This is a genomic window from Agarivorans aestuarii, from assembly GCF_019670125.1.
GTDB classification, from domain to species: domain Bacteria; phylum Pseudomonadota; class Gammaproteobacteria; order Enterobacterales; family Celerinatantimonadaceae; genus Agarivorans; species Agarivorans aestuarii.
In genome coordinates this window covers 683,744-707,673 of record NZ_AP023033.1, presented here as the reverse complement: position 1 = coordinate 707,673, position 23,930 = coordinate 683,744, and the positions used below count along the sequence as shown (strand labels likewise).

Here is a 23,930-nt window from a genome sequence, read left to right as displayed (position 1 = left end):
CGGTGGTCAGGTGCGCAGCATAGCTGCTTCCGCTTCGGCCTGAAAGCGCTTCGCCCTTTCCGAGCGACCTCCGCCCTACTTTTGAAAGCAGGTCTTTGATAAGACTAAAAAACAAAAAGGGCTTCCCAATCGGGAAGCCCTTTTTGATAATGAGAGCCTGGCAGTGACCTACTTTCACATGGGGAAACCCCACACTATCATCGGCGCAGTTGCGTTTCACTTCTGAGTTCGGCATGGGATCAGGTGGGTCCACAACGCTATTGCCACCAGGCAAAAACTGTTGTCTTTAACATTCGAAAAAGCTAAAAATATCTCACGAGTACTAACAAGTATTCATGGTCAAAAAATAAGGTATCTATAAGCAACACCCTTTAGGTGTTGTATGGTTAAGCCTCACGGGTAATTAGTACAAGTTAGCTCAATGCCTCACAGCACTTACACACCTTGCCTATCAACGTTGTAGTCTCCAACGGCCCTTCAGAGGACTTAAAGTCCTAGTGAGAATTAATCTCGAGGCCTGCTTCCCGCTTAGATGCTTTCAGCGGTTATCAGTTCCGAACGTAGCTACTGGGCAATGCTATTGGCATAACAACCCAAACACCAGCGGTTCGTCCACTCCGGTCCTCTCGTACTAGGAGCAGCTCCCCTCAATTCTCAAACGCCCACGGCAGATAGGGACCGAACTGTCTCACGACGTTCTAAACCCAGCTCGCGTACCACTTTAAATGGCGAACAGCCATACCCTTGGGACCGACTTCAGCCCCAGGATGTGATGAGCCGACATCGAGGTGCCAAACACCGCCGTCGATATGAACTCTTGGGCGGTATCAGCCTGTTATCCCCGGAGTACCTTTTATCCGTTGAGCGATGGCCCTTCCATACAGAACCACCGGATCACTATGACCTACTTTCGTACCTGCTCGACGTGTCTGTCTCGCAGTTAAGCTGGCTTATGCCATTGCACTAACCGTATGATGTCCGACCATACTTAGCCAACCTTCGTGCTCCTCCGTTACTCTTTGGGAGGAGACCGCCCCAGTCAAACTACCCACCAGACACTGTCCGCAATCCCGATAAGGGACCAACGTTAGAACATCAACACTACAAGGGTGGTATTTCAAGGTCGGCTCCACATCATCTAGCGACAACGCTTCAAAGCCTCCCACCTATCCTACACATGTAGGGTCAATGTTCAGTGTCAAGCTGTAGTAAAGGTTCACGGGGTCTTTCCGTCTAGCCGCGGGTACACCGCATCTTCACGGCAATTTCAATTTCACTGAGTCTCGGGTGGAGACAGCTTGGCCATCATTACGCCATTCGTGCAGGTCGGAACTTACCCGACAAGGAATTTCGCTACCTTAGGACCGTTATAGTTACGGCCGCCGTTTACCGGGGCTTCGATCAATAGCTTCGTCCAAAGACTAACCACATCAATTAACCTTCCGGCACCGGGCAGGCGTCACACCGTATACGTCATCTTTCGATTTAGCACAGTGCTGTGTTTTTAATAAACAGTTGCAGCCAACTGGTATCTGCGACTCTCAGCAGCTTAGGGAGCAAGTCCCATCACCATCAAGAGCGTACCTTCTCCCGAAGTTACGGTACCATTTTGCCTAGTTCCTTCACCCGAGTTCTCTCAAGCGCCTTGGTATTCTCTACCCAACCACCTGTGTCGGTTTGGGGTACGGTTTCGTATAATCTGAAGCTTAGAGACTTTTCCTGGAAGCAGGGCATCAACCACTTCGTGTCCGTAGACACTCGTCATCAACTCTCAGCGTAATGTAAACCCGGATTTGCCTAAGTTTACCGCCTACTGCCTTTCACGTGGACAACCATCGCCACGCTGGCCTAGCCTTCTCCGTCCTCCCATCGCAATTATACGAAGTACAGGAATATTAACCTGTTTCCCATCGACTACACTTTTCAGTCTCGCCTTAGGGGCCGACTCACCCTGCCCTGATTAACATTGGACAGGAAACCTTGGTCTTTCGGCGAGGGGGCTTTTCACCCCCTTTATCGTTACTCATGTCAACATTCGCACTTCTGATACCTCCAGCAAACCTTACGATTCACCTTCAACGGCTTACAGAACGCTCCTCTACCGAGCATGCAAGCATGCTCCCGTAGCTTCGGTGGTATGTTTAGCCCCGTTACATCTTCCGCGCAGGCCGACTCGACCAGTGAGCTATTACGCTTTCTTTAAATGATGGCTGCTTCTAAGCCAACATCCTGGCTGTCTAAGCCTTCCCACATCGTTTCCCACTTAACATACACTTTGGGACCTTAGCTGACGGTCTGGGTTGTTTCCCTTTCCACGACGGACGTTAGCACCCGCCGTGTGTCTCCCGGATAGTACTTAGTGGTATTCGGAGTTTGCAAAGGGTTGGTAAGTCGGGATGACCCCCTAGCCTTAACAGTGCTCTACCCCCACTAGTATTCATCCGAGGCGCTACCTAAATAGCTTTCGAGGAGAACCAGCTATCTCCCGGTTTGATTGGCCTTTCACCCCCAGCCACAAGTCATCCGCTAATTTTTCAACATTAGTCGGTTCGGTCCTCCAATTGGTGTTACCCAATCTTCAACCTGCCCATGGCTAGATCACCGGGTTTCGGGTCTAATCCCAGCAACTATGCGCGCAGTTAACACTCGGTTTCCCTACGGCTCCGCTATTCGCTTAACCTTGCTACTGAAATTAAGTCGTTGACCCATTATACAAAGGTACGCAGTCACCCCACGAAGGGCCCCACTGCTTGTACGTATACGGTTTCAGGTTCTATTTCACTCCCCTCAGGGGGTTCTTTTCGCCTTTCCCTCACGGTACTGGTTCACTATCGGTCAGTCAGGAGTATTTAGCCTTGGAGGATGGTCCCCCATATTCAGACAACATATCACGTGTGCCGTCCTACTCGATTTCACTTAAAGTAGATTTTCATGTACGGGGCTATCACCCTGTATCGCTGTCCTTTCCAGAACATTCCACTAATCACATAAAAGCTTAAGGGCTAATCCGGGTTCGCTCGCCGCTACTACCAGAATCTCGGTTGATTTCTTTTCCTCCGGGTACTTAGATGTTTCAGTTCCCCGGGTTCGCCTCGCAACGCTATGTATTCACGTTACGATACTGCATAAAATGCAGTGGGTTTCCCATTCGGAAATCCATGTCTATTACGTCTTTATCGACTCAACATGGCTTATCGCAGATTAACACGTCCTTCATCGCCTCTGACTGCCAAGGCATCCACCGTATACGCTTAGTCACTTAACCATACAACACCTAAATGTTGTCGCTTAAATCACTTGAATAGTCAGGCTGTATAAGTCCTGCTATTCGAGTACGATCACCTTATTTTTGAATACCAAAAACACTTGTTATTTAACTCGTATTTTTGAGATATTTTTATCAGCTTTTCCAAATTGTTAAAGAGCAATTGGCTTCTTAGAAACCAAAGCTAAGCACTGTATTAACTAATGCTTAGCTTTGTATTCTTACAACCAAAGAGAGAGATGGTATCCCGTACGAGATTTGAACTCGTGTTACCGCCGTGAAAGGGCGGTGTCCTAGGCCTCTAGACGAACGGGACACTGCGTTAGCTGTTCTCGTTGGTTCTACACCACACTAGAACTTCTCTCTTTATCTTTTCATCAAGCAATCTGTGTGAACACGTCACAAGGACATAAGCATCATAATAAGGAGGTGATCCAGCCCCAGGTTCCCCTAGGGCTACCTTGTTACGACTTCACCCCAGTCATGAACCACAAAGTGGTGAGCGTCCTCCCGAAGGTTAAACTACCCACTTCTTTTGCAGCCCACTCCCATGGTGTGACGGGCGGTGTGTACAAGGCCCGGGAACGTATTCACCGTAGCATTCTGATCTACGATTACTAGCGATTCCGACTTCACGGAGTCGAGTTGCAGACTCCGATCCGGACTACGACATGCTTTTTGGGGTCCGCTTGCTCTCGCGAGTTCGCATCCCTCTGTACATGCCATTGTAGCACGTGTGTAGCCCTGCCCGTAAGGGCCATGATGACTTGACGTCGTCCCCACCTTCCTCCGGTTTATCACCGGCAGTCTCCCTAGAGTTCCCACCATTACGTGCTGGCAAATAAGGATAGGGGTTGCGCTCGTTGCGGGACTTAACCCAACATCTCACGACACGAGCTGACGACAGCCATGCAGCACCTGTATCTGAGTTCCCGAAGGCACCAAGGAATCTCTTCCAAGTTCTCAGTATGTCAAGGGCAGGTAAGGTTCTTCGCGTTGCATCGAATTAAACCACATGCTCCACCGCTTGTGTACCGTCAATTCATTTGAGTTTTAACCTTGCGGCCGTACTCCCCAGGCGGTCTACTTAATGCGTTAGCTGCGTTACCCACGAGTTAAACTCACAGACAACTAGTAGACATCGTTTACGGCGTGGACTACCAGGGTATCTAATCCTGTTTGCTCCCCACGCTTTCGTACATGAGCGTCAGTTTTTGTCCAGGTGGCCGCCTTCGCCACTGGTATTCCTTCAGATCTCTACGCATTTCACCGCTACACCTGAAATTCTACCACCCTCTACAAAACTCTAGCTTGCCAGTTCCAAATGCCATTCCCAGGTTGAGCCCGGGGATTTCACATCTGGCTTAACAAGCCGCCTGCGTACGCTTTACGCCCAGTAATTCCGATTAACGCTCGGACCCTCCGTATTACCGCGGCTGCTGGCACGGAGTTAGCCGGTCCTTCTTCTGTCGCTAACGTCAAAGATATAACGTATTAAGCTATACCCCTTCCTCACGACTGAAAGTGCTTTACAACCCGAAGGCCTTCTTCACACACGCGGCATGGCTGCATCAGGCTTTCGCCCATTGTGCAATATTCCCCACTGCTGCCTCCCGTAGGAGTCTGGGCCGTGTCTCAGTCCCAGTGTGGCTGATCATCCTCTCAAACCAGCTAGGGATCGTCGCCTTGGTGAGCCATTACCTCACCAACTAGCTAATCCCACTTGGGCTAATCAATACGCGAAAGGCTCCGAAGAGTCCCCTCCTTTGGTCCGAAGACATTATGCGGTATTAGCAGTCGTTTCCAACTGTTGTCCCCCACGTAAAGGCATATTCCCAAGCATTACTCACCCGTCCGCCGCTCGTCAGCAAAGTAGCAAGCTACTTTCTGTTACCGCTCGACTTGCATGTGTTAAGCCTGCCGCCAGCGTTCAATCTGAGCCATGATCAAACTCTTCAATCAAAAGTTTTTTCGCTCAAAGTTAAAAACTGAAATTATTACTGTTGTTACAGTGCAAGACTCCAGTTCACTTAAGCTTAATTTTTTCGCTTAAGGCCCTGTGAGTGCTCACACAGATTGCTTGATAAATTGTTAAAGAGCGTTGCTTCGTTGCCGAAGCGAGGTGCGCATTCTACGCTTTCCTCTGTGGCTGTCAACCGCTTTTTAATATTAATTAAAAAGAAGTTTTTGCGCCGCTAACTCAGCCCTAGGCCTTGTTAACCCTGACTTAATCTTGCTGCGCTTTAGTGCGCTGCGTGCCGTGTCAGTGGAGGTGCATTATAGGGATCGATTCCCGCGGCGCAAGCGTTTTTTGAAGAAAATCACAGAAACACGTTTAAGTGTTCAGATAGCAAACAAATTGCACTTTTTTTGACTGAATTCGCCAGATCTAAGCCCAATAACTATAGTTTAGCTTTAGTACTTTGTTATGGCGTTTGCCGCCTTAGCCTTATATATGGTGGTTTTGTTGTAATACTGGGTTTACTTCACCTGTGTATTGGATACCATAGCCGCCCTTTTTCCTGTGGAGTCTCTTGCTGATGTCATTTTCTATCGGCCAACGCTGGATCAGTGATTCAGAATCTGAGTTAGGTTTAGGTACCGTGGTTGCCATTGAAGGCAGAATGGTGACCCTGTTGTTCCCTGCTAGCGGCGAGAATCGCTTCTATGCCATGGCGGAAGCACCTGTAACTCGCGTAGTATTTAATGTTGGTGATGACATAACCAGTACTGAAGATTGGTCAATGACCATCACTCAAGTAGAAGAAGCTGGTGAATTGATTATTTACCATGGGGTTCGTCACGATACTGAAGAAACCGTTCAGCTGCGCGAAATGTTCTTGAGTCACTTCCTTAAATTTAACAAACCACAAGATCGCCTATTTGCAGGTCAAGTTGATCGCTTCGACAGCTTTGTGGTGCGTTACCAAACCTTAGTTAAACGCTTTGAACAACAGCAGTCTGAATTAAAAGGTTTAATGGGTGGCAAGGTTAGCCTTATTCCCCACCAGCTATACATTGCCAGTGAAGTTGGCCGCCGCATCTCTCCTCGGGTACTGCTGTCTGATGAAGTAGGCCTAGGTAAAACCATTGAAGCGGGTTTAATCATCCACCAGCAACTTATTGCAGGCCTAGCCAAGCGTGTACTGATTGTAGTGCCAGACGCGTTGCAATATCAGTGGCTAATTGAAATGCTACGCCGCTTTAATATGCACTTTAGCTTGTTCGACGAAGATCGCTGCGTGGAAGCCTATGCCGAAGCCGACAACCCTTTTGAAACCGAGCAATTGGTTTTGTGCAGTTTAAGTTTTTTGCGTGGCAGTAAAAAACGCTTTGAGCAAGTAGTTGAAGCCGACTGGGACTTAATGATCGTTGACGAGGCCCATCACTTACAGTGGGATGAAGAAACGCCGAGTCGCGAATACCAGATCATTGAAGCTCTTGCTCAAAAGGTAGCTGGGGTATTATTGCTTACCGCAACACCCGATCAACTTGGCCATCAAAGTCACTTTACGCGTTTAAGGCTACTAGACCCAGACCGCTTTTATGACTATCAAGCTTTTATAGATGAAGAGCAGCACTATCAACCGGTGGCTGAGGCTGCGCAATCTTTGTTAGCCAGCGCCCCATTAAACACTGAACAAGCTAACCAACTAAGCGAGCTGTTAAGTGAAAACGATATTGAGCCCTTACTGGCTTTAATTAATGATGCGGGCTCAAGCTACGAGCAACAGCAGCAAGCTCGAGAAGAGTTATTGCAGCACTTGTTAGATCGCCACGGTACTGGTCGAGTACTATTTAGAAATACTCGCAGCGCGATTGAAGGCTTTCCGATGCGCCAATTGGCTAGCTACCCACTCAGCTTACCTAGCCAGTATCAGACTGCATTAAAAGTGCAACAAATGATGCAAGGCAGTGCAGCTGGCGCCAATAAACAACTAATGTACCCTGAAGAGTTGTATCAACAGTTTGAGGGGGAAAGTGAAGGCGAAGCGAGCTGGTGCAAATTTGACCCACGAATCGACTGGTTAGTTGGTTTTCTATTGGCTCATAAACAAAAGAAAGTGTTACTAATTTGTGCCAAAGCAGCCACCGCTTTAGCTATCGAAGATGCAGTGCGCACTCGTGAAGGTATTCGCGGAACGGTATTCCATGAAGATATGTCGTTAATTGAGCGAGATAAAGCAGCAGCATATTTTGCGCAAGATGAAGCGGGCGCACAATTAATGGTATGTTCGGAGATTGGTTCGGAAGGTCGCAACTTCCAATTTGCTCATCATATCGTGCTATTTGATTTGCCAACCAACCCTGACTTGCTGGAACAGCGCATCGGCCGACTAGATCGTATTGGCCAACAAAATGACATTCAAATTCATGTTCCTTATTTAGAAGGCACACCTCAGCAAACGCTATTACGTTGGTACCATGAAGGGCTTAATGCCTTTGAGCAAACCTGCCCTGCTGGCTCAGCCATTTTTTCCGAGTTTGGTGAAACCCTCACTGGCTTACTGGGTCAAAACACCCCGGATGCGGCAGAGTTAGACGCCCTCATCAAACACACAGCTAAACGCTACCATGAGGTAAAAACCAAATTGGATGCCGGCCGTGACCGTTTATTAGAGATTCATTCAAGTGGCGGCAACAAAGCGGCAGAGCTTATTGAGAAAATACAAGCCGCTGAGCAAGACCCACACTTTGTTACCTTTAGCCTGCGTTTATTCGACACCATCGGCATCAATCAAGATGACAAAGGCGAAAACGCCCTGGTGCTGCATGCTAGTGAACAAATGCTAGTGCCAACGATTAATGGTTTGCCTGAAGACGGTTGCACCATTACTTATGATAGAGATACTGCGCTTAGCCGAGATGAAATCCAATTAATGTCTTGGGAACACCCGCTAATTCAAAGCTGTATTGATACCATACTAGGTGCCGACTTAGGTACCACATCGGTGGCACTACTTAAGAACCGCGCCCTGCCGGTCGGAAGCTTATTTGTAGAAGGGATCTTTGTAGTAGAAACCAGTGCACCAGCTGAGTACCAAATAGAGCGTTACTTACCTGCAACTCCGGTACGTATTCTATTGGATAAGAATGGCGGGAATTTGTCTGACAACGTGAATTTTGAACAATTCAACCAGCAACTTTCTGCGGTAAATCGCCACCTAGCAGCCAAGTTAATTAGTGCTTCTCAAGCCCAGATTCACCCTTTACTTGCTCAGGCAAACGAACTCGCTCAACAACAGTTAAGCAGTATTGTTGAACAAGCAAGTAACAATATGAAGCAAAGTTTAAATGCAGAGCTTGAGCGCCTTGAAGCCCTAAGCGCAGTAAATCCAAGCATTCGTAAAGATGAATTAGATACCCTGCGAAGCTTGCGTGACAATGCAGATGACTATCTGCAAAAAGCCCAAGTAAAACTCGATGCCTTACGGGTAATATTGGTATCGCATAATTAGGGTCTGTTGATCTTTCGAGCTGATTTTTGTGGCTTATTGATACAAGGCAAAGGCTTTAATGTGTAGTTAGTCTACATGAGAAGCAGATAACGCAGTAGACATGAACCACAAACGCTGCCCGAAGGGTTCGGCTAAAATCGTTTTATGCCGTGTTAAGTTGAATTTGAGGTAAGGCGTATTTACCTAGAACGACTAGGCGACACACGCTTTGCCGCGTCTAAAACGATTTTTCTCGAACAAACTTTAACCATGAAAGACCAACAGTCCCTAGGTTTTCTTTTTGTTTACTGCAAGGCCTTAGCTTACACTAAGGCCTTATTTTTTAGAGCTGTACAGATGCCAGATTTTGTTTATCGCCCCCCAATGTCACCCTACTTTAGCGTTATATATAAAGACGAAGCTGTCGTTGTATTTAATAAAGCCAGCGGCTTGCTGTCGGTACCCGGGAGGCTTGAAAAAGACAGCTTATGGGATCGCGCTCAGCGAACTTTGCCCGAGATTAAAGTGGTGCACCGCCTAGATATGGCAACCTCTGGTCTGATTGTTATGGCTTTAGGCAAACCGGCTCAAAGCCACTTGAGTCGCCAGTTTCAACAACGGCGCACCACCAAAACCTATTATGCTGAGATATTTGGTCACCCTGAAAGCAGTGAAGGTGAAGTCAATTTGCCGCTGCGTTGTGACTGGCCCAATCGGCCCAAACAAATCGTAGATTTTGAACAGGGTAAAGATGCCTTAACCCAGTGGCAGGTAATCGAGCAACGAGAGCAAACCAGCTTAGTAGAACTTAAACCCATTACCGGACGCACTCACCAGCTGCGGGTTCATATGCAGCAAATTGGCTGCCCGATAATTGGTGATAGTTTTTATGCTAACCAAGCCGCCAAAGACTTAAGCGAACGCTTACACCTGCATGCAGCAAAGTTAGGGTTTTATCATCCTGAAACCGAGCAATTTATGGAATTTGAGTGCCCAGCGCCATTTTAGTTAAAGCTAACACAGGTATTGTCCGATACATTAGGCATACACCTCACCAAGGAAACGATAATTGTGCACATTGCTAAGTATTGCTTTCTCTCAAGTCTATTAGCAATAAACAGCGTAGTTGCTGAGGTGCAGCCACAAGACTTTAGTCACTGGCAGGTACATGGAGAGCTAAAACAATTAGACGTTGCCCAGCAACAATTTGTGAGTTTGTGGTTAGAAGAGGAAACACCACAAAAACGCGGCACCATTATTTTACTTCCCGATTGGGGGGTATCACCTAGCGCGCCCAATAGTGTAGATTCCCTGCGCCAAGCTCTTCCCAAACTTGGTTGGGAGACCGGTGCAATTTTGCCACCAAAACCCTCCCCTAGCTTAATGCAAGCAAGCATAGATGATGGCGCAACAGACAATGACCAGCAGCTGCAGCAATACAAACAAAACCTACAAGCAGTGATTGAAGCGGCCAAACAAAATCAAGCTGAGCAGTTTGGGTTTCAAGTAATAGTAGCGCAAGGCGTAATGGGAGCGTGGTTGGTTGAACTATTGGCCGAAGATGCACTGGCGCAGCCTGATGGCATTGTGCTTATAAGCGCTTATTACCCAGACCAAACACTAAACAAAAAGCTGGCAGAGCAGACTGCAACTCTGGCTATGCCAGTACTCGATATCTATGCCGAGCATTACAATCACTGGCAGCAGCAAGCTCGTGAGCAACGCTTAACTGCCAGCAACAAAAATCAAAAATTGAACTACCGTCAAACCCATTTGCCGGCGACCACCGATACCGCCCCGAACAGTGCAAAATTGAATAAAACCGTTTACGGCTGGTTTAATGCCTTAGGTTGGTATTAGGCTAAACGCGCTTTCCGATACTGGAGACAGCCTCGAGATATTGCTAAGCTGAGCACCACCTTTTGTCGCTAATTGCTTGCCATGAAAATAGTTTTTTTAGACCGCCTCACCCTTGCTAGTCACATTAAACTGGCGCGCCCAAGCTTTGAACATAACTGGCAAGAGTTCCCCAGCACTATGCCATCTCAAGTGCTGGAGCGCTGCCAAGATGCCAGCATCATCATCGTAAACAAAGTGCCATTAGATAAAGCGGTATTAACCCAGCTACCACAGTTAAAAATGATCGCGGTAGCGGCCACTGGCACTAACAACGTAGATTTAGCAGCAGCCACAGAGCTGGGAATCGTAGTCAGCAATATTAGAAACTATGCCGCCCAAAGCATTGCCGAACATAGCCTAGCGCTGATGTTTAACCTAAGGCGAAATCTACTAGCTTATCATCAAGCGATTCAACAAGGCCGCTGGCAACAAGCCAAGCAATTTTGCTTCTTCGATTTTCCCATCGACAACTTAGCCAAGCAAACTTTAGCCATTATTGGTGGCGGAAATCTTGGCCAAGCCACTGCTCAGCTAGCCAGCAAAATAGGCATGAACGTGTTGTTCTCAGAACATAAAGGCCAAACTCCTCGCTCAGGAAAGATTGCCTTTGAAGAAGCAATACGCAGTGCCGATGTAATCAGCATTCATTGCCCACTTAATTCGCAAACAAAAGATCTAATTGCTGAAAAAGAGTTTGCGATGATGAAAAAAACCGCCTTGCTCATAAATACCGCCCGAGGCGGAATTGTGAACGAGCAAGCTTTGCTTCATGCTTTGCAGAACAAGCAAATTGCTGGAGCGGCCAGTGATGTATCAGAATGCGAACCGCCAGCCGAAGATAGCCCTTTAATGCAAGCACTTAGCTTGAATAATCTGATTGTCACTCCACATGTGGGCTGGGCTAGCAGCCAAAACATGCAAGTTTTGGCTGACCAGCTAATTGAAAACATTGAAGCATTTATAACGGGTGAACCGCGCCACCAAGTTTCTGCTAACTAGCGCTTTTACGCTGCTGTTTTACCAGCTCGTAAGCCTGTTGGATATCTTGGGTACGTTGTTTTGCTAATTCCATCATTTCTGGCGGCAAGCCCTTAGCAACCAGCTTGTCTGGGTGGTGCTGAGTCATTAGCTTACGGTAAGCGCGTTTAATTTGTTGGTCGCTGTCTTGCTGGCTAACCCCCAGAATTTGGTAAGCCTCTTCTAGCTGTTTAGCACTACTTTGAGCACTCTGGCGCTGACCGCCACCATGACGATGGAACTTAAGCTCAGCTTCCCAACGCGAAATCATTGCTTGAAGTTCAGGCTCTGAGAAACCTAAAGCCTTAGCAACACGCTTTAATAAAGCGTGTTCACTGTCGTCGATTACGCCATCTGCAAACACCCCTTGCAGCTGAATTTCCATGAACATTTGCAGCAAATCGCGACGTCCATTGACCGCACTAACAAATTGAGAAATCTGATCTTCTAAGGGAAAGTCTGCGTCTTTGCCTTGGCGAAATGCATCTTGGGCTTGGCGCCTAGCTTCGCCTTGCAGCCGCATTTGATCCATCAAAAAGTTAGCGACCTGAATCTCTTGTTGAGTAACCACGCCTTTTGATTTAGCAATATGGCCAAGAACCGCAAAGGTCGAAAATAAAAAGGCTTGCTGAGCGGCTAGGCTATTAGCGGCCGAGAACGCAAAATTGCCACCTACTGCTTTGTCAAAACGATGGCCTAGCCATAAACCCAGCAAGGCGCCAAATGGCCCGCCGAACATAAAGCCAAAGAATACGCCTAACACTTTTCCCCAAATTCGCATCACTAATCTCTAATATTGGTTAATTGTTGTTCTAAACATTGCAGTCGCTGCGGTGTGCCTACGTCTACCCATTGGCCAGCTTGCAACTGCCCACTCACTTGTTGATTTGCCATTGCCGCTCGTAACAACGGAGCCAGAGCTTGCTTACCACTTGGCAAGCCGTGAAAAAAACCTTGATGATAAATGGCCACACCACTAAAAGTAAACTCGGGCTTATCTACCACCTTGCCGTTTTCAAGACTAAAATCGCCTTGCAAATTATGGCTTGGGTTAGCCACCAAGTATAAATGAGCATCAGACTCGGTTTGGCTAGTTTGGCAAATCGCTTGGTAATCCCAATCATTCCAAACATCGCCGTTAATCACCAAAAATTGTTCACTATCAATAATCGGCAAGGCCTTAATAATGCCGCCTGCGGTTTCTAAGGCGCTAGTTTCGTGACTATAAAGGATGTCTATTCCCCATTGTTCACCAGTGCCCAAATGCGCTTCAATCATCTCGCCTAAATATGCCGTGTTAATCACGATACGTGTTATGCCCGCAGCTACTAGCTTATCAATATGCCAATTTATTAAGGCTTTTCCCGCCACTTTTAACAAAGGCTTAGGGCAGTTATCAGTTAAGGGGCGCATTCGCTCACCACGACCGGCAGCCAAAATCATTGCGGTACGAATCTGGCTCATACTATAAAACCTTTGGCGATTGGACTTAGCCACTGATGAAAGGCCTTTAATTCCGGGTAACGTTTAGTCACTTGCAGCACGTATTCGAGAGTTTGTGGAATGGCCTCTCGATAGGCAGTTTTGCCATCACGGTGATCAAGTCGGCAGAAAATTCCTAATGCTTTTATATGGCGCTGCAATCCAGTTAAATCAAACCAGCGTTGCCAAGTACTTGGCTCAATAGAGCCGCTTAATTGGGCAGACTTTTCGCTTAAAAAAGCCTGTTGTAAGTCATCAACCAGCTCTTCTGGCCAAGCTACGTAGCAATCGCGCAGCAGCGAGACCACATCATAAGCAATCGGTCCCCACACCATATCTTGAAAATCAATCATCACAATTTGTTGTTGGTTTAGCATTAAATTGCGACTGTGAAAATCCCGATGCATAGGGGCATAGGGCTGCTCCAATATAGCTTGGCTAACCACGCTACATAGGCCTGACCAATCACAAGTCTGTTGCCACTCTTCACTGGCCTGCAATTCTTGTTTGGCAAACCAATCAGCAAAAATATCTAGCTCTCGCTGAATAAAAACTTGGTCAAACGCTTCCATTTCTGCCAAATCTTCGCGCTTAGAGCCTTGAAGTTGAACGATTAAAGCAAGTGCTTGTCTATACAGTTCAGCAGCATTATCTGCGCTTAGTATTTGCTCAAGCATGGTTGAACCAAGATCTTCAATGCATAAAAAGCCGGCACCTATATCTGCAGCCAGCACCGCAGGCACTGGCAGATTTTGGGCATTTAGGGCCTTGGCAATATCAACAAACTGCTGGTTTTTTTCCGTCGCTGGCGGGGCATCAACAGCAATTGCGGTATCGCCATTTGCAAGTTGGAAACGAAAATAGCGCCGAAAACTGGCGTCGCCACTTACCATCGTAAGCAGAGGAGGAACAATGTCGAAGGTTTGTGACAGCCATAGCTGTAATGCAGATTCGCGCACTAAATTACTCATAATTTCTTATACTAATAACAGCCTTTAAATAGCCGCTCACCAATAAATCCAGTATTATAAGCGGCTAACTTTAACCACAGAATTCATTAAGCACAACGTTGACGTTACAGGCTTGGAATTTGTTTATATCAGGGAATGGTTCACATTTATATGTTCGTAACTAAACGGTGCCTGCAAACATCGCTAGGATTAGCGGCGTTGCTTTCAAGCCTCAGTGCCTACGCAGAAACACCGTTATCGATGCCTCAGTGCCGAGCACACATCCCAGAACGCGTTAAATCCGGTCCTGTAGATCCTACCGCGCCTTATGTTATTGCCGCCGATGAATTACATGCGAAACAAGGGGATAAAGCCAGTTTCAGCGGTAATGTTGAGTTCTCTCAAGGCCCTCGCGCATTAAAAGCCGAAAACACTGTATTAGATGAGCAGGCTCAAACCCTAAAAGCTAGCGGCAACATTGAGTTTCAAGATAACTTAGTGAGCGTGAAAAGTGATACTTTTGACGCCAACTTAAAAGACCATCAAGCTTCACTTAACTCTGCCGAGTATCAACTGTTTGAGCAACAAGGTCGTGGCGAAGCCAGCAACCTGATGATCAATGATGAGCAGAACTTATCATTAGAAGATGCCAGCTATACCGCTTGCCCACCTGATGATGTTACTTGGGAAATTCGCGCAGAGAAAATTGATATCGACTCAAGTGAGCAGTGGGCAACCACAAAAAATGCCACTGTTAGGTTATTTAACGTGCCGGTGATGTACTTACCGTATTTCTCTTACCCCATCGGCGACCAACGCCACAGTGGTTTTTTATTTCCGAGTATCTCTACTTCCACTAAAAACGGTGTGGATGTCTCCACCCCTTACTACTGGAACATTGCTCCGAATTTTGACGCAACCATTACCCCACGTTTGATGACACGCCGAGGCTTGCAACTGCAAACTGAATTCAGGTATTTGCTTGGGCAAAACAACGGTAACTTAAATGTAGAATATCTAGCCGATGACCGTGAACTAGACCGCGATCGATACTTACTTCACTGGGACCACCAAGGACAGTACCAACGCCACTGGCGCTTTAATACTGATTACACCCGCATTAGTGATGACAATTACTTTAATGACTTAGGTGACAAGCTTGGCAAAGTAAACGAGAACCAATTGCTGCAAACGGGTGATGTGGGTTATCACACCAAAAACTGGTACACCGAGCTGTTAGTGCAAGACTTTCAGGTACTGGGTAACACCGAGCAACCACATACACTGCTTCCGCAGTTAAGCTTTGCCGGTGACTGGGATTTAAACTGGCAAACGCTGCAGTTTGGTTTTGATTCAGAAATCAGTAATTTCACTCACAGTGATAGTAGCTTATACACTGCTCAACGGGTGCACTTTGAACCTAGTTTAAGTTTGCCATATGTGGTGCCAGCAGGTTTCTTCAAAGCTGACTTAGCCTTAATGCATACCTATTATAGCCAAGATAAAGGTAGTAACTTTGAGTATGATTATTTAGCCAGCTCAGTTAATCGTACTCTGCCTAAAGTGAGTATTGAAGGCGGCTTAAACTTTGACCGAAATACCCTTTGGTTTGGCGATAACTACACCCAAACCCTAGAACCTGTGATTAAGTACTTGTACATCCCTTATACCAATCAAGATGATATTGGGATTTATGATACCGATAACCTACAACAAGATTACTACGGCTTATTTAGAGACAAACGCTATAGCGGTTTAGACCGAATTGCCGATGCCAACCAAATCACCCTTGGTGTTCACTCGCGCTTTTTATCACCGAGTAATCAAGAGACACTGCGTTTAAGCCTTGGCCAAATTATCTATTTTGAACCCAGCCGCACCACCTTAATACCGGGTAGTGAACCTTCAGATAACTCCAGCTCAGCGCTGGCCTTTGAAGCTGACGCTAATATCCAGCGAGACTGGTACGGCCATACTGGTTTTCAAATCGACACATTAGAAGGACGACTTAACAAGGCCAATGCCGCTATTGAGTGGCGCCCCGAAGCGCAAAAACTGGTGCAAATGAACTACCGATATTCGCAAGCCACTGAAACCATGGTGAGTGATGTAAACCAAGTGGGAACCAAGGTGGCTTGGCCCATCACTGATAGCGTATCTGCAGTGGGTAGTTATTACCGTGACATGATTTTAGATCGCAGTATCGAGAGCTACTTAGGTGTTCAATATAGCTCTTGCTGCTGGGGCATCCGCCTTACATACCAACGCGGCTTGCAAAGCACCTATGTTGATGACAGCTCAGGCGTCGACCGAGTGGGCGAATTTGATACCTCGCTACGCCTCGATTTCGAAATTAAAGGCCTAGGTGGCAGCGATACCAGCAGTCGAGAAGAAATGCTGGAAGGTGGTAACTTTAAATATGGACGCCCCTTTTACCTCAACAATTAAAACCTTTAACCCAAATATGATAGAGTAAGCGGCGTTTTGCTCGCAGTAATGATAGGAACGAAATGAAAAGATTATTTTTGCTTAGTTTAAGTATGCTTATGCTTACAACTGGGCTGGTTCAAGCTCAAGAGCAATTGCTCGATAAAGTTGTCGCCATTGTCAATAATGATGTGATCACTCAGAGCCAAGTTGATGAACTCACCAACAAAGTTATGCGTAATTCCAAAGGGGCGGAACAGGAGCTACCACCTGAAGATGAATTACAGCAACAAGTGATGGACAGGCTTATTCTTGAAAGCCTACAGCTTCAGCTGGCGGATCGTCTGGGTATTAAGATTAGTGATAGCCAACTAGAAAACACCATCGACAACATTATTGCCGGTGAAAAGAAAAGCCGCGAAGAATTCTTAGATGACTTAGCTAAGCAAGGCATTAGCTATAATCAGTTTCGTGAAGACATTCGCACCGAAATTGTTCTTGGCGAAGTAGGTCGCAGTCAGGTTCAACGTCGCGTAAATGTTTCCGAGCAAGAAATTGATGCCTTAATGAAACTTATAGAAGAGCAAGACAAAGGCACTGTTCGCTATCAAGTAGGTCACATTTTACTGCGTATTTCTGGTGATGAACAAGCCACACAACAGTTAGCAGAAAGCCTAGTTCAGCAGCTTAAAGATGGTGAAAACTTTAACCAGTTGGCAATGACTCACTCGCAAGGTCCAAAAGCCTTAGAAGGCGGAGACTGGGGGTGGATGACCATTGAAGAAATGCCAACGTTGTTTGCTGGAGTGGTAAGAAACCAGCACCAAGGTTCAGTAATGGGTCCTGTTCGCACTGATTCAGGCCTACATATCATTATGGTATTGGACGCTGAAGGTTTGCAAAAAGTTGAAACCTTGGAGGTGAATGCTCGCCATATTCTAATTAAACCTTCGATTATTCTGAGCGATAAAAAGGCGCAAAGTTTGCTCTCCGAGTTCCGCCAGCAATTGATCTTAGGCGAAGTGACATTTGAAGAGTTAGCTCGCCAGTATTCTGAAGATCCGGGCTCAGCTGTGCGTGGTGGAGAATTAGGTTGGTCAGACCCTAGTGTATTTGTACCGGCATTTAGAGACACAGCTAACCGTTTAGAAGTCGGCGAGCTTAGCCAGCCTTTCCGCTCTACCTTTGGCTGGCACTTAATGGAAGTTCTAGACAAACGCACCACCGACACAACCAATAAAGCCAGTAAAAACCGTGCTTATCAAATGATCTTCAATCGTAAGTTCAATGAAGAAACCCAATCGTGGCAAGAAGAGCTACGCGAAGAAGCATACGTAGAGATACTGGATGGTGAGGCATGAGTAAGCCTGTTGCTAGAATAGCTATTACCCCAGGTGAACCCGCGGGTATTGGTCCAGACTTAGTGCTGGCCATTAGCCAGCGTGATTGGCCAATGGAGCTAGTGGTAGTTGCCGATCCTCGCTTGCTTAAAGAGCGCGCTAGCCAATTGGGTATGGATATTACCCTACTCCCTTATCAGCCAGAACAGGCGGCTAAGCCACAAGCAGCTGGCACCTTAACGGTTGCGCCAATTGCGATGACCAGTCCAGCAGTAGCTGGGCAGTTAGATGAGGCCAACGGTCACTATGTGCTAAATACCTTGAAGTTTGCTAGTGATGGCAACATGAATGGTCAGTTTGCTGCAGTAGTTACTGGCCCTGTGCACAAGGGCATTATTAATAAAGCGGGCGTGTCTTTTAGTGGACATACCGAGTTTTTTGCCCAGCAATCCGGTACTGCCGATGTTGTAATGATGCTTGCAACCGAAGGTCTGCGGGTTGCCTTAGCCACTACTCATCTACCTTTAGCCTATGTAGCCAAAGCCATCACTCATGAGCGCCTATACAATATTATCAGCATCTTGCATCATGACCTGCAAACCAAGTTCGCGATTAAACAGCCGAAGATATTTGTCTGTGGCCTAAATCCCCATGCTGGCGAAGATGGCCACCTTGGTCGCGAAGAGCTGGATATTATCATTCCATTACTTGACGAAATGCGTGAGCTACATGGTATGAATTTAATCGGTCCCTTACCTGCAGATACGCTCTTCCAAGATAAGTATTTAGCAGAAGCCGACGCAGTGTTAGCCATGTACCACGACCAAGGCCTACCAGTGCTAAAATATAAAGGTTTTGGCCAATCGGTAAACATTACACTTGGTCTACCCTTTATAAGAACCTCAGTTGACCACGGAACAGCCTTAGAGCTAGCGGGAACTGGTGAAGCCGATCATGGAAGTATGATTACCGCCATCGAACAAGCCATTGATATGGTAGAGCGAGAACATGAATAAACAAGTTCATCAGGGACACCGCGCCCGTAAACGTTTTGGTCAAAACTTCCTTAACAATGACTCAGTTATTAGCCAAATTGTAGCAACTATTTACCCTCAAACAGGTGAAAACCTGGTTGAAATTGGCCCTGGCTTAGGCGCTTTAACTGAGCCCGTTGCCACCACCGCTGGCCACCTACAAGTGGTAGAGTTAGACCGCGACTTAGCCCAGCGCCTACGCGAGCACCCTACCCTAGCCAGCCTGCTTACTATTCATGAAATTGATGCGCTTAAATTCGATTTTATGCAGTTAGCTAAGCCCGAACAAAAAATGCGGGTATTTGGTAACTTACCTTACAACATTTCAACGCCGCTTATTTTTCACCTGCTGAGCTTTACCAGCGCAATTTCTGATATGCACTTTATGCTGCAAAAAGAAGTGGTGAAACGCATGGCTGCAGGCCCAGATAGTAAAGCTTACGGCCGTTTAAGTGTAATGACTCAAGTGCAATGTAATGTAATGCCAGCCTTAGAAGTTCCGCCAGAGGCTTTCGCACCGCCACCTAAGGTTGACTCTGCCGTGGTGCGCTTAGAGCCTTACGAGAGCACACTTTACCCGCTTAACTCGTTAGCAACCTTAGACAGAGTATGTAAAGAGGCCTTTAATCAACGCCGCAAAACTATTCGTAACGCATTAGGTAACTTACTTACGGTTGAGCATTTAGCCGAACTTGATTTAAAGCCCACGCTGCGCCCAGAAAATTTAACTATTCAGCAATTTTGTGATATTGCTAATTACATAGACAAAAAACAGTTATTGCAGGCTTCTAGCAGCGATGAGTAATACCCCAGAATATGACTTGGATATTGAAGTAGAATCAGGCTTTTTACCTGAGCACTCAGTTCCAGAAAAACAACAGTTCGCTTTTTTTTACACCATTACTATTCGTAACTGCAGCGCTGAAGCGCTGCAGTTATTGCGACGACACTGGGTGATTACCGACGGCGACGGCAAAGTAAATGAAGTGAAAGGCGACGGTGTTGTGGGTAAACAGCCCCACCTTAAACCGGAAAAACCTTTTTCTTATACCAGCAGTGCCGTGCTAGCCACTGAAGTAGGGGTAATGCAAGGAAGCTACACGCTGATTGACGAAGCAGGTAACGAATTTGAAGCGGAGATCCCACCGTTTCGTTTATCACTTCCTAATAAGCTTCACTAATTTAAGGTGAGCCATGGCGACTTATTTTGTTGGTGACATTCAAGGTTGCTTGGATGAATTAAAAGCACTGCTAAAACAGTGCAAATTCTCCGCAAAAAAAGACCAGCTCTGGCTCGCTGGAGACTTAGTTGCTCGCGGTCCTAAATCACTAGAAACCTTACGCTTTGTTAAGGATCTAGGTAGTGCCGCTCAAGTGGTACTAGGCAATCACGATTTGCATTTATTAGCGGTAGCCAACGGTATTCACCGAGCCAAGCGTCGCGATAAGCTACAAGATTTACTCGAAGCCCCCGACAAAGAAGAATTACTGTATTGGTTACGCCAACAGCCGCTAATTAAGAAACACCCCCACTACGATGTAGTGATGGTGCATGCTGGCATATATCCGAAATGGAAAGTCAGTAAGGCAATCAAACTCGGTAAAGAAGTGCATAAGCACCTCGCCAGTGATGATTACTTATCATTGCTTAAGAATATGTACAGCAATGAGCCCGCTCATTGGAGTGATGAGTTAGTGGGTTATGATCGCCTGCGTTGCATCATCAATGTATTTACTCGTATGCGCTATTGTTTCCCAGATGCCAGCTTGGATTTTGAATCAAAAGTCCCACCAAACAAAAATACCAACCCTAACCTTAAACCTTGGTTTGAAATCCCGGGAAAGCACCTAAAAGAGACCCACATAGTGTTTGGTCACTGGGCCGCGCTAATGGGTAAGAGTAAACATGACTTAGTCTCAGGGCTTGATACTGGCTGTGTATGGGGCAACCATTTATCGATGCTGCGCTGGGAGGACCAGCGCATGTACACCCAAGAGTGCCTAAACGATAATGCGGTGGGCTAAACTCGGGCCAGTGTTACAAATTCGTAGTTATAAGGATTCTTCTCATCAGCCTGATGTTTCTCACTCTCTAACTGCTGCCACTGATATTGCTGATAATCAGGGAAGTGAGCGTCCCCTTTCACTTCTTTGTCGATAAAGGTTAAATACAACGTATCGGCAAAAGCCAAGCATTGCTGGTAAATATTACCGCCACCAATAATCATTACTTCAGCTTCATCTTTAACTAAATCCAAGGCCGCTTGCACAGTATTAACCACGCTAACACCTTCTATAGCGAGTTCTGTATTTCGGCTTACCACCACATTTAGTCTCCCAGGCAAAGGACGACCAATTGATTGGTAAGTTAAACGCCCCATAATCACCGGCTTGCCCATAGTCACCGCTTTAAAATGCTTAAGATCGGCTGGTAAGTGCCATGGCATTTGATTATCTTTTCCGATGACCCGGTGCTTTGCCATTGCGGCTATCATTGCTACTTTCACTGTTTTACCTTTTTAAACTAAACGGCCTACACGATTGGGCGGCCGCGATATATCACAACTGAGGGAATGGCCAAGCCAAAACTTAAGGCCATTAAAATGAACATCGTCCTTAAACCATTTTCAATAATAGTAGCCAGTAGCGGTTCACTAAAGCCATTACTATATAAGCTAATAATTCCCACCATGGTAGTAAATGCGTAGCTACCTGGAATCATCGGAATTATAGAGGCCACGGTAAATACTGGACGAGGGATCAAATAACGACGCGACCAGTAAACGCCAATTAAGCCTACGCTAGTAGAAGCCACCAAAGTAGCCCATTCAAGCGGCACGCCCCAATAAATACATAAGGTCCTAAGGCTATGCGCGAAGGCTCCTCCAATGGCGCAAAAGCCTAACATGCGAGTAGGCACATTAAAGACCATGGCGAAGCCAACCGCAGGGACCGCTGAAAATAGCGCGTCTTCAACTAGTAATGCGAGTAATTCAATCATTATAACCACCCACTTACGCCAGTAGCCCACATAGAAAGCGCTATTCCCATGGCTACGCCCAAACTAAGTAAAGAGGCGAAAAACCAGCGCGAGATCCCCATGCTAATATGCCCTTTAACCATGTCTGACACCGCATTAATCAAAGGAAAGCCAGGCACCAGTAGTAATACCGATGCGGCCATCACCGTTTGCGGTTGGTTGCCAATATCGTAACGCACCGCAAGGCCGGCGATAGTCGTAGCTACAAAAGCAGTCATACCAAAATTTAAAATTGGATTATGATGGCGATGCGCCATTTCTTGTCGAAATAGCATCGCTATGGCAGAGGCTACAAAGGTCATGGCAAATACAGCCCAGTCACCACCAAACAATCGGCTAAAGCACGCGCAAGACATACCAATCATAAATACCACTAACCAGCGGTTATGCTTGTAAGGCTGCAAGCGCTCTAAACGTTTTACTACATCATCAACATCTAATAGCTGCTTCTCCGCCATTATGGTGATTCGCTGCACTTCACACACCATATGCATGTTAATGCCACGGTCGTAAACTCGCCGAGTGGTTGTAATACAACGCCCTTGCGACAAGCCTGTAAGAATCAGTGCATTGGCGGTAATTGCCAGCTCAACACTATCAAGGCCTAATGCTTTACCTAAGCGGACTGTTGTTTCTTCAATTAACTTACTCTCAGCGCCATGTTGCTGCATGATTCTGCCGGCTTGTACTGCGACACGGCAAATCCGAGTTTGTTGTTCTAGAGAAATAATACGAACCGGAGCCTGAACAGGCTCCGGAGAGTTTCTAAATGAGCGTAACATTTAACGATCCAAGTCATACTACCACTGGTGATAGCTTACTATGGCTGGTAGATAACCTCTACATCATAATCGTCATCATCCCAATCATCATCGTCGTCTTCATCATCCCAATCTTCTTGGTTTGCTTTGTCGATCTGCTGTTGATGATAGTCATCCCATTGGAATTTAACTTCTTCGCGCTCAGCCATTTCTTCTTCAACCACTGGTAGGGTTTCGATAAATTGACCGATCGCTTTACAGATATCTTTAGTACCGTTGTTTTCTAAGGCTGAAATGGAGAAAACCTCACCTTGCCAATCCAGTGCTTCAATCACTTTTTGGCGGATCTCTTCAGCTTCTTCTTCAAGCACTAAGTCGACTTTATTAAATACCAACCAACGTGGCTTTTCGAATAGCTTTTCACTGTACTGTTCTAGCTCGTTGATAATGGTGATGGCATTTTCGGCTGGGTCGCTGCCGTCAGCTGGCAATACATCTACCAGATGCAACAATACGCGACAACGCTCTAAGTGCTTTAAGAAACGTACACCAAGCCCTGCACCATCTGCAGCACCTTCGATCAAACCAGGAATATCGGCGATCACAAAGCCGCGATTCTCCGATTGACGCACCACACCCAAATTAGGGATAAGCGTGGTAAACGGATAATCAGCTACCTTTGGTTTAGCCGCAGACACACTGCGAATAAAGGTAGATTTACCCGCATTCGGTAAGCCCAACATACCTACGTCAGCAAGCAGTAATAGCTCCAACTGCAGGTTACGAACTTCACCAGGCGTACCATTAGATTTGCGACGCGGTGCTCGGTTAGTACTGCTCTTAAAGCGTGTATTACCTAGACCGTGGAAGCCGCCCTTAGCCACCAATAAACGCTGCTTGTGCTGAGTAAGATCGCCAAGGACCTCACCGGTATCTTGGTCACGAGCCCGCGTACCCACCGGCACAGGCAATTCTAAATCTTCACCACGCTTACCAGTACAATTAGAACCTTGGCCATTTTCGCCACGTTCTGCTTTATGAAAACGTTCAAAGCGGTAATCAATCAAGGTATTTAGGTTTTCATCGGCAACCAAATATACGCTACCGCCATCACCGCCATCGCCGCCATCAGGGCCACCACGAGGAACATATTTCTCGCGACGGAAACTAATGGTGCCATTGCCACCGTCACCAGCGTCTACTTTAATTACCGCTTCATCTACAAATTTCATTTTTCACTCCAGCATTATCGCTTAACTATAATGCACCACGCCTAC

General features: G+C 46.6%; 17 protein-coding genes, 1 tRNA gene and 3 rRNA genes. 10 read left to right on the top strand and 11 right to left on the bottom strand.

Features of this window, described 5'->3' with window-relative positions:
* Positions 1-155: 155 nt before the first annotated feature.
* The 4 genes from rrf to K5609_RS03290 all read right to left on the bottom strand — a co-directional run bounded on the left by rrf (position 156) and on the right by K5609_RS03290 (position 5,227).
* Positions 156-271: ribosomal RNA gene (gene rrf, locus K5609_RS03305) — 5S ribosomal RNA — on the bottom strand.
* A gap of 111 nt (positions 272-382) precedes the next feature.
* A 23S ribosomal RNA gene (locus K5609_RS03300) occupies positions 383-3,265 on the bottom strand.
* A gap of 240 nt (positions 3,266-3,505) precedes the next feature.
* Positions 3,506-3,581: transfer RNA gene (locus tag K5609_RS03295), tRNA-Glu, on the bottom strand.
* A 106-nt stretch (positions 3,582-3,687) separates the two neighbouring features.
* Positions 3,688-5,227, bottom strand: a 16S ribosomal RNA gene (locus K5609_RS03290).
* The 16S, 23S and 5S rRNA genes sit together here with 1 tRNA gene alongside, the layout of an rRNA operon.
* A gap of 578 nt (positions 5,228-5,805) precedes the next feature.
* On the opposite strand from K5609_RS03290, the gene rapA reads away from it, so the two are divergent.
* From rapA to K5609_RS03270, 4 genes are all read left to right on the top strand, one after another.
* Positions 5,806-8,724 carry an RNA polymerase-associated protein RapA gene (gene rapA / locus K5609_RS03285; RefSeq protein WP_221075941.1) on the top strand — a complete coding sequence of 973 codons (2,919 nt, stop codon included), beginning with the start codon at positions 5,806-5,808 and terminating at the stop codon, positions 8,722-8,724.
* A gap of 336 nt (positions 8,725-9,060) precedes the next feature.
* Positions 9,061-9,711 (top strand): pseudouridine synthase, encoded by a 651-nt coding sequence (locus K5609_RS03280; RefSeq protein ID WP_221075940.1) that lies wholly within the window; start codon positions 9,061-9,063, stop codon positions 9,709-9,711.
* A gap of 63 nt (positions 9,712-9,774) precedes the next feature.
* Positions 9,775-10,563, top strand: a complete 789-nt coding sequence (locus tag K5609_RS03275) for a DUF3530 family protein (protein ID WP_221075939.1) — start codon at positions 9,775-9,777, stop codon at positions 10,561-10,563.
* A gap of 81 nt (positions 10,564-10,644) precedes the next feature.
* On the top strand, positions 10,645-11,601 hold the full coding sequence (locus K5609_RS03270) for a D-2-hydroxyacid dehydrogenase (RefSeq protein WP_221075938.1): 957 nt from the start codon (positions 10,645-10,647) through the stop codon (positions 11,599-11,601).
* Here the strand turns inward: K5609_RS03270 and djlA are convergent.
* Genes djlA through K5609_RS03255 form a run of 3 tightly spaced genes read right to left on the bottom strand, consistent with a single transcriptional unit; the run spans position 11,594 to position 14,072 of the window.
* Positions 11,594-12,400, bottom strand: a complete 807-nt coding sequence (djlA, locus tag K5609_RS03265) for a co-chaperone DjlA (RefSeq protein WP_221075937.1) — start codon at positions 12,398-12,400, stop codon at positions 11,594-11,596. The genes K5609_RS03270 and djlA overlap by 8 nt on opposite strands.
* A 2-nt stretch (positions 12,401-12,402) precedes the next feature.
* The gene (gene murU, locus K5609_RS03260; RefSeq protein ID WP_221075936.1) at positions 12,403-13,083 is read right to left on the bottom strand and encodes an N-acetylmuramate alpha-1-phosphate uridylyltransferase MurU; all 681 of its coding nucleotides are present in this window, start codon (positions 13,081-13,083) and stop codon (positions 12,403-12,405) included.
* Complete coding sequence (locus tag K5609_RS03255; protein WP_221075935.1) at positions 13,080-14,072, bottom strand: aminoglycoside phosphotransferase family protein; 993 nt, start codon at positions 14,070-14,072, stop codon at positions 13,080-13,082. The genes murU and K5609_RS03255 overlap by 4 nt, the downstream gene beginning before the upstream one ends.
* Before the next feature lie 198 nt (positions 14,073-14,270).
* Here K5609_RS03255 and lptD point away from each other — a divergent pair, with 198 nt between their 5' ends.
* From lptD to K5609_RS03225, 6 genes are all read left to right on the top strand, one after another.
* Positions 14,271-16,499, top strand: coding sequence for an LPS assembly protein LptD (lptD, locus tag K5609_RS03250; RefSeq protein WP_221075934.1), 2,229 nt, complete (start codon positions 14,271-14,273; stop codon positions 16,497-16,499).
* 62 nt (positions 16,500-16,561) lie between these two features.
* Complete coding sequence (gene surA, locus K5609_RS03245) at positions 16,562-17,839, top strand: peptidylprolyl isomerase SurA (RefSeq protein ID WP_221075933.1); 1,278 nt, start codon at positions 16,562-16,564, stop codon at positions 17,837-17,839.
* Positions 17,836-18,834, top strand: coding sequence for a 4-hydroxythreonine-4-phosphate dehydrogenase PdxA (pdxA, locus tag K5609_RS03240; protein ID WP_221075932.1), 999 nt, complete (start codon positions 17,836-17,838; stop codon positions 18,832-18,834). The genes surA and pdxA overlap by 4 nt, the downstream gene beginning before the upstream one ends.
* Complete coding sequence (rsmA, locus tag K5609_RS03235) at positions 18,827-19,657, top strand: 16S rRNA (adenine(1518)-N(6)/adenine(1519)-N(6))-dimethyltransferase RsmA (protein ID WP_221075931.1); 831 nt, start codon at positions 18,827-18,829, stop codon at positions 19,655-19,657. The genes pdxA and rsmA overlap by 8 nt, the downstream gene beginning before the upstream one ends.
* Positions 19,650-20,033, top strand: a complete 384-nt coding sequence (gene apaG / locus K5609_RS03230) for a Co2+/Mg2+ efflux protein ApaG (RefSeq protein ID WP_016403735.1) — start codon at positions 19,650-19,652, stop codon at positions 20,031-20,033. The genes rsmA and apaG overlap by 8 nt, the downstream gene beginning before the upstream one ends.
* Positions 20,034-20,046: 13 nt before the next feature.
* Entirely contained in the window at positions 20,047-20,877 is an 831-nt protein-coding gene (locus tag K5609_RS03225; RefSeq protein ID WP_221075930.1) for a symmetrical bis(5'-nucleosyl)-tetraphosphatase, read from the top strand.
* Here the strand turns inward: K5609_RS03225 and folA are convergent.
* Genes folA through cgtA form a run of 4 tightly spaced genes read right to left on the bottom strand, consistent with a single transcriptional unit; the run spans position 20,874 to position 23,885 of the window.
* Positions 20,874-21,359, bottom strand: coding sequence for a type 3 dihydrofolate reductase (gene folA, locus K5609_RS03220; protein WP_221075929.1), 486 nt, complete (start codon positions 21,357-21,359; stop codon positions 20,874-20,876). The genes K5609_RS03225 and folA overlap by 4 nt on opposite strands.
* Before the next feature lie 26 nt (positions 21,360-21,385).
* On the bottom strand, positions 21,386-21,853 hold the full coding sequence (locus K5609_RS03215; protein WP_152785513.1) for a threonine/serine exporter family protein: 468 nt from the start codon (positions 21,851-21,853) through the stop codon (positions 21,386-21,388).
* Positions 21,853-22,674 (bottom strand): threonine/serine exporter family protein, encoded by an 822-nt coding sequence (locus tag K5609_RS03210; RefSeq protein ID WP_163134532.1) that lies wholly within the window; start codon positions 22,672-22,674, stop codon positions 21,853-21,855. Before K5609_RS03210 ends, K5609_RS03215 begins: the two co-directional genes overlap by 1 nt.
* 38 nt (positions 22,675-22,712) lie before the next feature.
* The gene (gene cgtA / locus K5609_RS03205) at positions 22,713-23,885 is read right to left on the bottom strand and encodes an Obg family GTPase CgtA (RefSeq protein WP_221075928.1); all 1,173 of its coding nucleotides are present in this window, start codon (positions 23,883-23,885) and stop codon (positions 22,713-22,715) included.
* Positions 23,886-23,930 lie beyond the last annotated feature (45 nt).

Coding starts and splice junctions, on each gene's coding strand:
- rapA (WP_221075941.1), top strand. CDS start 5,806: ATGTCATTTTCTATCGGCCAACGCTGGATCAGTGATTCAGAATCTGAG.
- K5609_RS03280 (WP_221075940.1), top strand. CDS start 9,061: ATGCCAGATTTTGTTTATCGCCCCCCAATGTCACCCTACTTTAGCGTT.
- K5609_RS03270 (WP_221075938.1), top strand. CDS start 10,645: ATGAAAATAGTTTTTTTAGACCGCCTCACCCTTGCTAGTCACATTAAA.
- djlA (WP_221075937.1), bottom strand. CDS start 12,400: ATGCGAATTTGGGGAAAAGTGTTAGGCGTATTCTTTGGCTTTATGTTC.
- murU (WP_221075936.1), bottom strand. CDS start 13,083: ATGAGCCAGATTCGTACCGCAATGATTTTGGCTGCCGGTCGTGGTGAG.
- K5609_RS03255 (WP_221075935.1), bottom strand. CDS start 14,072: ATGAGTAATTTAGTGCGCGAATCTGCATTACAGCTATGGCTGTCACAA.
- surA (WP_221075933.1), top strand. CDS start 16,562: ATGAAAAGATTATTTTTGCTTAGTTTAAGTATGCTTATGCTTACAACT.
- pdxA (WP_221075932.1), top strand. CDS start 17,836: ATGAGTAAGCCTGTTGCTAGAATAGCTATTACCCCAGGTGAACCCGCG.
- rsmA (WP_221075931.1), top strand. CDS start 18,827: ATGAATAAACAAGTTCATCAGGGACACCGCGCCCGTAAACGTTTTGGT.
- apaG (WP_016403735.1), top strand. CDS start 19,650: ATGAGTAATACCCCAGAATATGACTTGGATATTGAAGTAGAATCAGGC.
- K5609_RS03225 (WP_221075930.1), top strand. CDS start 20,047: ATGGCGACTTATTTTGTTGGTGACATTCAAGGTTGCTTGGATGAATTA.
- K5609_RS03215 (WP_152785513.1), bottom strand. CDS start 21,853: ATGATTGAATTACTCGCATTACTAGTTGAAGACGCGCTATTTTCAGCG.
- K5609_RS03210 (WP_163134532.1), bottom strand. CDS start 22,674: ATGTTACGCTCATTTAGAAACTCTCCGGAGCCTGTTCAGGCTCCGGTT.
- cgtA (WP_221075928.1), bottom strand. CDS start 23,885: ATGAAATTTGTAGATGAAGCGGTAATTAAAGTAGACGCTGGTGACGGT.